The organism is Sphingobium trunci, from assembly GCF_022664535.1.
GTDB lineage: Bacteria > Pseudomonadota > Alphaproteobacteria > Sphingomonadales > Sphingomonadaceae > Sphingobium.
Window position 1 is genome coordinate 274,165 of sequence record NZ_JAKUJY010000003.1, and the last position, 11,104, is coordinate 285,268.

Annotated in this window: 12 protein-coding genes; 8 read left to right on the forward strand and 4 right to left on the reverse strand. The window is 66.0% G+C overall.

Features of this window, described 5'->3' with window-relative positions:
• Window positions 1–49: 49 nt before the first annotated feature.
• Window positions 50–490 carry a pseudoazurin gene (locus MJ601_RS04595; RefSeq protein WP_491572886.1) on the forward strand — a complete coding sequence of 147 codons (441 nt, stop codon included), beginning with the start codon at window positions 50–52 and terminating at the stop codon, window positions 488–490.
• Window positions 490–2,433, forward strand: coding sequence for an acetate--CoA ligase (acs, locus tag MJ601_RS04600; protein WP_242123726.1), 1,944 nt, complete (start codon window positions 490–492; stop codon window positions 2,431–2,433). The genes MJ601_RS04595 and acs overlap by 1 nt, the downstream gene beginning before the upstream one ends.
• A 10-nt stretch (window positions 2,434–2,443) precedes the next feature.
• Here acs and MJ601_RS04605 read toward each other — a convergent pair whose 3' ends face one another.
• From MJ601_RS04605 to ligK, 3 genes are read right to left on the reverse strand one after another with little or no spacing between them, the layout of a single operon-like run.
• Window positions 2,444–3,334, reverse strand: coding sequence for an amidohydrolase family protein (locus MJ601_RS04605; RefSeq protein WP_242123728.1), 891 nt, complete (start codon window positions 3,332–3,334; stop codon window positions 2,444–2,446).
• The gene (locus MJ601_RS04610) at window positions 3,331–4,395 is read right to left on the reverse strand and encodes a 4-oxalomesaconate tautomerase (RefSeq protein ID WP_242123730.1); all 1,065 of its coding nucleotides are present in this window, start codon (window positions 4,393–4,395) and stop codon (window positions 3,331–3,333) included. Before MJ601_RS04610 ends, MJ601_RS04605 begins: the two co-directional genes overlap by 4 nt.
• A complete protein-coding gene (ligK, locus tag MJ601_RS04615; RefSeq protein WP_242123732.1) occupies window positions 4,388–5,062 on the reverse strand; it encodes a 4-carboxy-4-hydroxy-2-oxoadipate aldolase/oxaloacetate decarboxylase in 675 nt (224 codons plus the stop codon). Before ligK ends, MJ601_RS04610 begins: the two co-directional genes overlap by 8 nt.
• Window positions 5,063–5,169: 107 nt before the next feature.
• Between ligK and MJ601_RS04620 the strand changes: the two genes are divergently transcribed.
• The 6 genes from MJ601_RS04620 to MJ601_RS04645 all read left to right on the forward strand — a co-directional run bounded on the left by MJ601_RS04620 (window position 5,170) and on the right by MJ601_RS04645 (window position 10,498).
• Entirely contained in the window at window positions 5,170–6,321 is a 1,152-nt protein-coding gene (locus MJ601_RS04620; protein ID WP_242123735.1) for a LysR family transcriptional regulator, read from the forward strand.
• 65 nt (window positions 6,322–6,386) lie between these two features.
• Complete coding sequence (locus MJ601_RS04625; protein WP_242123737.1) at window positions 6,387–7,274, forward strand: NAD(P)-dependent oxidoreductase; 888 nt, start codon at window positions 6,387–6,389, stop codon at window positions 7,272–7,274.
• Entirely contained in the window at window positions 7,271–8,293 is a 1,023-nt protein-coding gene (locus MJ601_RS04630) for an amidohydrolase family protein (protein WP_242123739.1), read from the forward strand. The genes MJ601_RS04625 and MJ601_RS04630 overlap by 4 nt, the downstream gene beginning before the upstream one ends.
• Window positions 8,290–8,691: a protocatechuate 4,5-dioxygenase subunit alpha gene (ligA, locus tag MJ601_RS04635; RefSeq protein ID WP_242123741.1), complete on the forward strand. Its 402-nt coding sequence runs from the start codon at window positions 8,290–8,292 to the stop codon at window positions 8,689–8,691. The genes MJ601_RS04630 and ligA overlap by 4 nt, the downstream gene beginning before the upstream one ends.
• On the forward strand, window positions 8,691–9,536 hold the full coding sequence (locus MJ601_RS04640) for a class III extradiol dioxygenase subunit beta (protein WP_242123743.1): 846 nt from the start codon (window positions 8,691–8,693) through the stop codon (window positions 9,534–9,536). Before ligA ends, MJ601_RS04640 begins: the two co-directional genes overlap by 1 nt.
• Window positions 9,537–9,559: 23 nt before the next feature.
• Window positions 9,560–10,498, forward strand: a complete 939-nt coding sequence (locus MJ601_RS04645) for a Gfo/Idh/MocA family oxidoreductase (RefSeq protein WP_242123745.1) — start codon at window positions 9,560–9,562, stop codon at window positions 10,496–10,498.
• Between the two features lie 39 nt (window positions 10,499–10,537).
• Here MJ601_RS04645 and MJ601_RS04650 read toward each other — a convergent pair whose 3' ends face one another.
• A complete protein-coding gene (locus MJ601_RS04650; protein ID WP_242123747.1) occupies window positions 10,538–11,101 on the reverse strand; it encodes a DUF4337 domain-containing protein in 564 nt (187 codons plus the stop codon).
• Between the last annotated feature and the right edge of the window lie 3 nt (window positions 11,102–11,104).

Sequence of the window (11,104 nt, forward strand, 5' to 3'; positions counted from 1 at the left end):
TCATTCCTCCCGCAACGCCAATCTGCCGTGGGAGAGAGCCTTGAACGACATTCACATCATCTTGCGGATCGGCGCCGCCGCCCTTCTGGCGCTGGCGCCGCTGTCCGCGCAGGCCAGGGACATCATCGTCCATATGAAGAACCAGGGCGCGGAAGGCGCGATGGTGTTCGAACCGTCCTTCGTGAAGGCGGCGGTGGGCGACACCATCCATTTCAAGCCGAGCGATCCCAGCCACAATGCCGAAAGCCTGCCCGCCATGCTGCCCGCGGGCGCCGTGCCGATGAAGGGCGGCATGAACAAGGAAGCGGTGATGACCGTGACCAGGCCCGGCCTCTACGGGATCAAGTGCATGCCGCATTTCTCGATGGGCATGGTCGCGCTGGTGCAGGTCGGCAAGGTGGACCCGGCGGCGCTTGCCGCGGCGAAGGCGGTGAAGCTGCCCCCCTTCGCCGCCAGGCGGATGAACGCCGCGCTCGCCCAGGTGAAGTGATGCCGGGCGACGTGTATCCGGTGCCGCCGCAATGGGCCGCGGGGGCGAAGGTCGATGCGGCCGGCTATGCCGCCGGCTATCGCCGGTCGCTGGAGGAGCCGCAGGCCTATTGGCTGGAACAGGCGCGCCGGCTCGACTGGATCGAGGCGCCCGGCCGGGCCGACGAAAGCAGCTTTGCGGAAGGCGATTTCGGCATAAGCTGGTTTGCCGACGGGACGCTCAACGTGTCGGCCAATTGCCTCGACCGGCATCTGGCGGAGCGGGGGGAACAGGTCGCCATCCTCTGGGAACCCGACGATCCGGATGAAGACGCGCAGCGCTTCACCTATGCCGATGTCCATGCCGAGGTCTGCCGCTTCGCCAATGTGCTGAAGGGTGCGGGCGTGCGGCGGGGCGACCGGGTGACGCTCTATCTGCCGATGATCCCGGAGGCAGCCTTCGCGATGCTTGCCTGCGCGCGGATCGGGGCCATCCATTCGGTCGTGTTCGGCGGCTTCTCGCCGGAGGCGCTGGCCGGGCGCATCACGGATTGCGACAGCAAGGTCGTGGTCACTGCCGATGAAGGACGGCGCGGCGGCAGGATCGTTCCCCTGAAGCGCAATGTCGATGCGGCGGCATCGCTGGCGCCGGTGGTGAAGACGGTGATCGTCGTCCGCGCGACCGGCGGCGACGTCGCGATGCAGGAGGGGCGGGACGCCTATTATGACGAGCTGGCCGCCTCTGTTTCGGCCGACTGCCCGGCTGAACCGATGGGCGCCGAAGATCCGCTGTTCCTGCTCTATACGTCCGGCTCGACCGGGAAACCCAAGGGCATGGTGCACTCGAGCGGCGGCTATCTGCTCTGGGCGGCGATGACCTTCGATCTCGCCTTCGACTATCGGCCGGGAGAGGTCTTCTGGTCCTCCGCCGATGTCGGCTGGGTCACGGGGCACAGCTATATCGTCTATGGCCCGCTGGCGAACGGCGCGACCACCCTGATGTTCGAGGGCGTGCCCAACTGGCCCAGCCCGTCGCGCATCTGGGACATTGTCGACCGGCACCAGGTGACGACGCTCTACACCGCCCCGACCGCGCTGCGCTCGCTGATGAAGGAAGGGGATGCGTTCGTCACCCGAACCAGCCGCGCGTCGTTACGGCTGCTGGGCACGGTGGGCGAGCCGATCAATCCGGAGGCCTGGCGCTGGTATCATGAGGTGGTGGGGGAAGGGCGCTGCCCGATCGTCGACACCTGGTGGCAGACCGAGACGGGCGGTCACATGATCACGCCCCTGCCGGGCGCGACGGACCTCAAGCCCGGCGCGGCGACCAAGCCCTTTTTCGGCGTGGAACCGCTGCTGGTGAACGGCGAGGGCGGGGTGATCGAGGGCGCCGGCGAGGGCAATCTCTGCATCGCCCGCTCATGGCCGGGACAGGCGCGCACGGTCTGGAACGACCATGAACGCTTCTTCCAGACCTATTTCACCACCTATCCGGGGCTTTATTTCACCGGGGATGGCTGCCGCCGGGACGCGGACGGGGATTATTGGATCACCGGCCGGGTAGACGATGTCATCAACGTGTCCGGCCACCGCATGGGCACGGCCGAGGTCGAAAGCGCGCTGGTGCTGCACGAATGCGTGGCGGAGGCGGCCGTGGTCGGCTTCCCGCACGATATCAAGGGTCAGGGCATCTACGCCTATGTGACGCTCAACGCCCATGAGGAACCCAGCGAGGGCCTGCGCAAGACCCTGGTGGCCTGGGTCCGGCAGGAGATCGGCCCGATCGCCACGCCCGACGTGATCCACTTCTCGCCCGGCCTGCCCAAGACCCGGTCGGGCAAGATCATGCGCCGCATCCTGCGCAAGATTGCGGAGGGAGAGACTTCGGCGCAAGCGCTCGGAGACGTCTCGACGCTGGCGGACCCGGCCATCGTGACGGAGCTGGTGCGGAACCGGGCGGGGTAAAAGCCTTCCGTCAGCCGATCTCTTCCGGCCAATAGAGCCGCATTGGATTGTCGATCAGCAATTTTCGTTGCAGTTCGACCGTGGGCGCGATGCGCGGGATCATGTCGACCAGATGGCCGTCGTCCGGGATGGCGTCCTGCATGTTGGGGTGCGGCCAGTCCGTGCCCCACAGCACCCGGTCCGGATAGTCCGCGACCAGCGGCGCCACCGCCCCGGCAAAGGCGTCCCAAGGATCGCCGCCTGGGTCGAGCCGGTCGGGGCAGGTCGCCTTGAACCAGATATCGTCCCGGCCGTTCAGGAAAGCCCGAAACGCCTTCATGTCGGCGCCGTCCGGCCCCTGCGTGACATCCGGGCGGCCCATATGGTCGATCACCAGCGGCACGGGGATAGCGTCCATGAAGGGGCGCAATTCCTCCAATATGTCCGCCTCGAAATAGATGACGACATGCCAGCCCTCGGGCAGCCGCCGCGCCACTTCGAGGAACTGGTCCTTGGGCGCATCGTCGACGAGGCGCTTCAGGAAGTTGAAGCGGATGCCGCGAATCCCGCCGTCATGCAGGGCGGCAAGACCGGCTTCGGAAATCGCCGGATCGACCACGGCAACGCCGCGCGCCTTGCCCTGCGACCTGGCGATGCCGTTCAGGGTCGCGCCATTGTCCGTACCGTGGCAGCTCGCCTGGACGATGACGTTGCGCGCAAAGCCCAGATGGTCGCGCAGCGCGAACAGCATGTCCGGCCCGGCATCCTCCGGCAGATATTTGGCCTTGGCGGAAAAGGGGAAGTCGGCCATCGGTCCGAAAACATGGCAATGCGCGTCGATCGCGCCCGGCGGCGGGGTGTAACGCGGCGGAGAGGGATGGCCGTGCCAACTGGTGATGCGCCCGGTCTCTCTGGCAGTCATGCGAAAACCTCTCCATCCATCAACTTGCGCGCGGTGCGCAGCATCGCCGCGCTGGTGACGGCGCCGCTGTCGTCCAGTTCCATGACGCAGGTGGTCTCGCCGGTCGGATGCTCGACCGACAGCGTCTTGCGCTTGCCCGCGGGAATGGAGGCGACCTCGGCGGCAGGAGAGCCTTCGATCAGGCAGGCGGTGGCGACGCTGACCGCGCCCAGCACGCCGATCGAGGCATGGGCGCGGTGCGGGATGAAGCTGCGCACCGTGACCGCGCCGCCCTGGCGCGGCGCGGCGACCAGCATCATCTTGGGCACCGACTTTTCCCTGACGTCGCCCAGGTTCATCCGCTCGCCGACCGCGAGGCGGATCGTCTCGATCCGGGCCTTGAGCACCGCATCATTGTCCAGCGTGTCGCGATCCTCATATCCAGTGACGCCGACATCCTGCGCCTTCATGACGACGCAGGGCATGCCATTGTCGATCAGCGTGACGCGCACCCCCTCCACCTCGTCAAAGGCATTGCCGGTCGGAAGCAGCGCGCCGCAGGAAGAACCGGCGGTGTCGCGGAATTCCAGCGGAATGGGCGCGGCGCTGCCGGGAACGCCATCGATTTTCGCCTCGCCGTCATAGCGGACCCTGCCGCCCGGCGTTTCGACGCAAGCGATGGCGATCTGCCCCGTATTCTCCATGAAGATGGCGACGCGGGTCTCGCCGTCCCGCGCCGCAACGAGGCCGCGCTCGATGGCGAAGGGACCAATGCCGGCAAGGATATTGCCGCAATTCTGCGCGTCGCTGACGATGGCCTGATCGACGAAGACCTGAAGGAAGAGATAGTCGACATCGACGCCCTTACGTTCCGATTTCCTCACGACGGCGACCTTGCTGGTCAGCGGATCGGCACCGCCCATGCCGTCGATCTGGCGGGGATCGGGCGAACCCATGATCCGCAGCAGGAATGCGTCGCGCGCGGCGGGGTCGGCGGGCAGGTCATCGGCCAGGAAATAGCCGCCCTTCGACGTGCCGCCGCGCATCCACATGACGCGGGCGCAGCTTTGCGCGTCAGACATATTTCAGGCCCATGTCTTCCAGACGCGGGCGCATATCGTAAATGTCGAGGCCCAGCTCGCCCGCGGCGAGACGGACGCGCTTGGCTTCCTCGGCGGCTTCGCGGGCCTGCGCCTTCGCCAGCACGGCGGCAGCTTCGGCGCGCGGCACGATGCATACGCCATCGTCGTCCGCGATCACCACGTCGCCCGGATGGACCAGCGCATTGGCGCAGATGACGGGGATGTTGACCGATCCGATCGTGTTCTTGACCGTCCCCTGCGCATGGACCGCTCTGGACCAGACGGGGAAGTTCATTTGCGTAAGGTCGCGCACGTCGCGCACGCCCGCATCGATGACGAGACCCCGGCACCCGCGCGCCTGCGCGGAGGTCGCCAGCAGATCCCCGAAATAACCGTCGGTGCAGGGGCTGGTCGGCGCAAGCAGCAGGACGTCGCCCTCCTTCAATTGCTCGATCGCGACATGGACCATCCAATTGTCGCCCGGCGGGGCCGAAATGGTGACGGCGCTCCCCGCGATCCGCGCGCCGCTGTAGATGGGGCGCATATAGGGCGCAAGCAGACCGGTGCGGCCCTGCGCCTCATGCACGGTGGCAACGCCGCACGCCGCCAGGCCGTCAATGACGGAAAGGGCCGCCCGCTCGATATTCTGGACAACGACGCCGGACATCAATCCTTCTCCTGCCGCATGGAAAGCTGATCGTCCCATGACCAAGGGCGGGCCGCCGAACAAATCCGTTCTATGTGCTGCCCATAAATTTTTGCTAATGATGGGAAATGGACCCCGATCAGTTCAATATCCGGCATCTCGCCGCCATGGCCGCCGTGGTCGAGCAGGGCAGCGTCTCGCTCGGCGCGCGGCAGGTGCATCTGACCCAGCCCGCCGTGACCCAGGGCATCGCCAAGCTGGAGGCGCAACTGGGCCTTCCCCTGTTCGACCGGCAACCCGGCGGCATGGTCCCGACCGGGGCCGCCCTGTGCCTCGCCCCGCGCGTCAATGCGGCCCTGCGGCTGATCGGCAGCAGCCGGGTGACGGCGGCGCAGATTCGTGCCTTCGTCGCGCTGGCGCGCGCGGGCAGCTATCCGGCGGCGGCGGCGGAAGCGGGCGTTACCGAACCATCGCTGCACCGGGCGGTGGGCGATCTGGGGTTGGCGGTGGGCTATCGGCTGGCCGACCGGCGCGGGAGGGGACTGGTGCTCACCCGGCAGGGCGCGGCGCTGGCCCGGCGGCTGCGGCTGGCGCTGGCGGAGCTGCGATCGGGGCTGGCGGATATCGCCGATCTCAAGGGGCAGGAAAGCGGGCGGGTCCTGGTCGGGGCGATGCCGCTGTCGCGGGCGCGGCTGCTGCCCGGCGCCATCACCCGATTCCGTGCCGACTTCCCGCAGGTCGACATCCATATCTTTGAAGGGTCGCATACGGAATTGGTGGGGCCGCTGCGCGAGGGGGAAATCGACATGATGATCGGCGCGCTCCGCGATCCCTCCATCGGGCAGGATCTGGCGCAAAGGCCGTTGTTCGAGGATCGGCCGACCATCATCGCGCGGGCCGGTCATCCGCTGGCATCCGGCTGGAGCGCCGATGCGCTGCGGCGCTATCCGTGGATATTGCCGCCGGAAGGCACGCCGCTGCGCCAGCTCTGGCGCCGGATGTTCGAGGCGCTGGGTGGCGCATTGCCGCCCGTGCCGATCGAATGCGGATCGGTGATGACGATCCGCCAGTTGCTGCTGGGCGGCGATTATCTGACCCTGCTGTCGGTCGACCAGCTCGCGCTGGAACTGGATGTGGGGATGGTGATCGACATCGGCCCGGCCCCCGGATCGGTCAGCCGCACCATCGGCATCACCACCCGTGCCGACTGGCGCCCGACCCGCCTGCAAAGCCGCTTCATGGCGGCCGTCGAGGCAGAGGTCGCGCTACTATATTCGTAAAATCTTATATCGATCGCGTGGATTCGATTGGCCGGGGCACGGGCGATCGGTCATGCCCCGTTCCCATGGAGCAGATAGTCGGTCTGATCGGTTTTGGTGAGGCAGGGTCCACCTTTGCGCATGCCGGCGCATGGGGCGGGCAGGCGCAGGTGTTCGACCGAAAGGCCGTCCACGGCCCTGATGCGCAGGCGATGCTGGACGCTTATAGCGCGGCCCATGTGCGGGGCGCCCTCTCGATGGAGCAGGCGCTGTCGGGCGTGGGCCTGATCCTGTCCCTCGTGACTGCGGATCAGGCGCTGGCCGCGGCTGAAGCGGCTGCCGAATGCCTGCCCGCGGGAGCCATTTATTGCGACATGAACAGCGTCGCCCCCCAGACCAAGCAGGCGGCGGCGCAAATCATCGACGCGGCGGGTGGTCATTATGTCGACGTCGCGGTGATGGCGCCCGTCGATCCGGCCCGGCTGTCGGTCCCCTTGCTGGTGAGCGGCGCCAAGGCCGGGCAAGCACAGGCGCGACTTGCGGCGTTGGGCTTCGCCAAAGTCCGGATCGCGGGGGATGCTGTGGGCCGTGCGTCGTCGATCAAGATGATCCGGTCGGTGATGGTGAAGGGGATCGAGGCGCTGACCGCCGAATGCGTGCTGGCCGCCGATGCCGCGGGCGTGCGGGAGGAAGTGCTGGCCTCGCTCAACGCCAGCGAGCGGGCCAGGCCCTGGGAAGAGCGGGCCGACTATAATCTCGACCGGATGCTGATCCACGGCCTTCGCCGCGCCGCCGAAATGGAGGAGGTGGTGAAGACGCTGGAGGGGCTAGGCACCGGCGCCGCCATGACGCGCGGGACCGTCGAGCGGCAGCGCGCGATCGGTGAACTCGCCATCCGGCAGCCGCCACAGGGGCTGGCCGGAAAAATCGACCAAATTACCCAATCGACCGAACGAAAGGCCGACGCCGCATGAGCCTGATCATCGACTGCCACGGCCATTATACCGTGCTCCCCAAAGGGCATGACGCATGGCGGGAGGAACAGAAGGCCGCGTTCAAGGCAGGCGTTGCGGCCCCGGCCTATCCCGACATTTCCGACGACGAAATCCGCGACACGATCGAATCCAACCAGTTGCGCCTCATCCGGGAACGCGGCGCGGACCTCACCATCTTCAGCCCACGCGCCTCCGCCATGGCGCCGCATGTGGGCGATGCGGACGTGGCGAAGGCGTGGGCGACCCGCTGCAACGACCTGATCGCCCGCGTGGTCGGCCTCTATTCCGAAACCTTCGCCGGGGTGTGCATGCTGCCCCAGTCTCCGCAAGCCGACATGACAAACAGCATCGCCGAGCTGGAACGTTGCGTCAGCCTGGGCTTCATCGGCTGCAACCTCAATCCCGATCCGGGCGGCGGCCATTTCCGGCACCCGCCGCTGACCGACCGCTACTGGTATCCCTTCTACGAGAAGATGGTCGAACTGGACGTCCCCGCGATGATCCATGTGTCGGGCAGCTGCAACCCGGCGATGCACGCGACCGGCGGCTATTATATCGCGGCCGACACCATCGCCTTCATGCAATTGCTCGAAGGCGATCTGTTCGCGGACTTCCCGACGCTGCGCTTCATCATCCCGCATGGCGGCGGCGCGGTGCCCTATCATTGGGGCCGCTATCGGGGCCTGGCGGACATGCTGAAGAAGCCGAGCCTCGACACGCATCTGATGAACAACATCTTCTTCGACACCTGCGTCTATCACCAGCCGGGCATCGACCTGCTGGCCGATGTGATCGACAACAAGAATATCCTGTTCGGATCGGAAATGGTCGGCGCGGTGCGCGGCATCGATCCCACCACCGGCCATTATTTCGACGATACCAAACGCTATGTCGACGCGCTGGACATAAGCGACGCGGAGCGCCACGCCATTTTCGAGGGCAATGCCCGCCGCGTCTTCCCGCGCCTGGACGCGCAGCTCAGGGCGAGGGGATTATGACCGACATCCATGCATATCTGGCCGAATTTGACGACATACCCGGCACCCGCGTCTACACCGCCCGGCGCGCGCGGCAGGGATATTGGATGAACCAGTTTGCCATGACATTGATGAAGGCGGACAATCGCGAGCGCTGGAAGGCGGATGAGCGCGCCTATATCGACGCATGGCCGATGAGCGAGGATCAGAAACAGGCGATCCTCGACCGCGACTATAATCGCTGCCTCGACCTGGGCGGCAACATCTATTTTCTGGCCAAGATATTCTCGACCGACGGCCTCAGCTTCCTCCAGGCCGTCGGCACCATGACCGGCATGAGCACCGAGGATTATCAGGCGATGATGGTCGCGGGCGGCCGTTCTCCCAAAGGCGTCCGTTCGATCAGGGAGAAATATTGATGGCCCGCATCACCGCCGGGGTCGCGACCAGCCATGTGCCCGCCATCGGCGCCGCCATGGACCTCAAAAAGACCGCCGAGCCTTATTGGCAGCCCGTTTTCGCCGGTTACGACTGGTCGCGGCAGTGGATCGCGCGGGAAAAGCCCGACGTCGTGATCCTGGTCTATAACGACCACGCCTCGGCCTTCGACATGAAGATCATTCCGACCTTCGCCATTGGTTGCGCCGACCGCTACGGCATTTGCGACGAAGGCTGGGGTCCGCGCCCGGTCCCGGACGTGGAGGGGCATGCCGATCTTGCCTGGCATATCGCGCAGAGCCTGATCCTCGACGAGTTCGACATGACCATCATCAACGAGATGGATGTCGACCATGGCCTGACCGTGCCGATGAGCCTGATGTTCGGCCAGCCCGGACGATGGCCGTGCAAGGTCATCCCGTTGGCCGTCAATGTCGTCACCTATCCGCCGCCCTCGGGCAACCGCTGCTGGCTGCTGGGCGAAGCGATCGCGCGGGCGGTGGAGAGCTTCCCCGAAGATCTGAACGTGCAGGTCTGGGGCACCGGCGGCATGAGCCACCAGCTCCAGGGACCGCGCGCGGGCCTCATCAATGCGGAGTGGGACAACCGCTTCCTCGACCTGATGAGCCATGACGATGGCGAGGCGCTTCGGGCCATCCCGCATATCGAATATCTGCGGGAAACCGGGTCCGAGGGGATCGAGATGGTGATGTGGCTCATCATGCGCGGCGCGCTGGGCAAGCGGGTGAAGCCCCTGCACCGCCATTATCATGTCCCTGCATCCAACACGGCGGTCGGGCATCTGGTGCTCGAACCCGTCAGCTGACCTCATTCAAGGAGACGATCCTCATGCGTATAGCCCTGGCCGGTGCCGGCGCCTTTGGCGAAAAGCATCTTGACGGCCTGAAGAATATCGACGGCGTGACCGTGACCTCTCTGGTCGGCCGCCGTCTGGACGCGACCCAGGCAATCGCCGACAAATACGGCATCGGCCATGCGACCACGGACCTCGACGAGACGCTGGCCCGCGACGATGTCGACGCGGTCATCCTCTGCACGCCGACCCAGATGCACGCGGGACAGGCGATCGCCTGCATGAATGCGGGCAAGCATGTGCAGGTGGAAATCCCGCTCGCCGACAGCTGGGCCGACGCGCAGGCGGTGCTGGCGAAGCAGGAGGAAACCGGCCTCGTCTGCATGGTCGGCCACACCCGCCGCTTCAACCCGTCGCACCAATATGTCCACAATCTCATCAGGGCGGGCGAGCTCAACATCCAGCAGATGGACGTCCAGACCTATTTCTTCCGCCGCAGGAACATCAATGCGAAGGGCGAGGCGCGCAGCTGGACCGACCATCTGCTCTGGCATCATGCCGCGCACACGGTCGACCTGTTCGCCTATCAGGCGGGCAGGATCGTCGCGGCCCATGCCATGCAGGGGCCGATCCATCCCGAACTCGGCATCGCCATGGACATGTCGATCCAGTTGAAGAGCGAGAGCGGCGCGATCTGCACCCTGTCGCTGTCGTTCAACAATGACGGCCCGCTGGGCACCTTCTTCCGCTATATCGGCGACACCGGCACCTATATCGCGCGCTACGACGATCTGGTTACGGCCAGGGAGGAAGCGATCGACGTGTCGAAGGTCGCCGCGTCGATGAACGGCATCGAGCTTCAGGACCGCGAGTTCATCAGCGCCATCCGCGAAGGGCGCGAGCCGAACAGTTCGGTCGCCAAGGTGTTCGACTGCTACCGCGTGCTGGGCGAACTGGAAAAGCAGCTCGCCTGATCCAGCCAGGGGGAGGGGCCGCCCTGCCGGAAGGCCCCTCTACCCCAGGAAATTGCTGAGGAAATCGGGGTGGAATCCCCATCCGGCAAAGCCGCATACCCCCATGAACAGCCCGACGGCGCCGAACGCCCAGCTCGCAAACAGCAGCCCCATGCTTTCGCACAGCGCCGCGACCGCCGCGAGCGAGATGGCGGTGGAGATCAACGCCTCGCTCGCGTCGAACTGATCGTCATGGATGTTGAGCGCGTCATAGTCCTGCCGGAAATCCCTGGCCTGCTTCGCCAGACCCGGCGCTTCGGCCCGATATTTGGCGATCTCCGCATCCAGCGCGGCGAGCGCGGCCCTGGCTTTTCCGGTCGCGTTCCCGTCCGCCACCACGGCCAGCATCGCCCGGCTGTCCTGCGCCAGATGCAGCTTGGTTCGGGTCGCCTGATACTGGTTCCAGGCATCGACCGAACTGGACTGGGCCAGATCCATGGCCTGAACGATATTGCCGTCCTTGATGTTGCAGACCCCGGTGAAGACGGAAAGGATGACGACCGTGATCGCGACCATCCGGTTGAGCCGCTTGTCCTTTGCCTGTGCGCTGACTTCGATTTCCATGTC

Excerpts from the sequence above, each read along its gene's own strand:
- acs (WP_242123726.1), top strand. The coding sequence starts at position 490 with ATGCCGGGCGACGTGTATCCGGTGCCGCCGCAATGGGCCGCGGGGGCG.
- MJ601_RS04605 (WP_242123728.1), bottom strand. The coding sequence starts at position 3,334 with ATGACTGCCAGAGAGACCGGGCGCATCACCAGTTGGCACGGCCATCCC.
- MJ601_RS04610 (WP_242123730.1), bottom strand. The coding sequence starts at position 4,395 with ATGTCTGACGCGCAAAGCTGCGCCCGCGTCATGTGGATGCGCGGCGGC.
- ligK (WP_242123732.1), bottom strand. The coding sequence starts at position 5,062 with ATGTCCGGCGTCGTTGTCCAGAATATCGAGCGGGCGGCCCTTTCCGTC.
- MJ601_RS04620 (WP_242123735.1), top strand. The coding sequence starts at position 5,170 with ATGGACCCCGATCAGTTCAATATCCGGCATCTCGCCGCCATGGCCGCC.
- MJ601_RS04625 (WP_242123737.1), top strand. The coding sequence starts at position 6,387 with ATGGAGCAGATAGTCGGTCTGATCGGTTTTGGTGAGGCAGGGTCCACC.
- MJ601_RS04630 (WP_242123739.1), top strand. The coding sequence starts at position 7,271 with ATGAGCCTGATCATCGACTGCCACGGCCATTATACCGTGCTCCCCAAA.
- ligA (WP_242123741.1), top strand. The coding sequence starts at position 8,290 with ATGACCGACATCCATGCATATCTGGCCGAATTTGACGACATACCCGGC.
- MJ601_RS04640 (WP_242123743.1), top strand. The coding sequence starts at position 8,691 with ATGGCCCGCATCACCGCCGGGGTCGCGACCAGCCATGTGCCCGCCATC.
- MJ601_RS04645 (WP_242123745.1), top strand. The coding sequence starts at position 9,560 with ATGCGTATAGCCCTGGCCGGTGCCGGCGCCTTTGGCGAAAAGCATCTT.
- MJ601_RS04650 (WP_242123747.1), bottom strand. The coding sequence starts at position 11,101 with ATGGAAATCGAAGTCAGCGCACAGGCAAAGGACAAGCGGCTCAACCGG.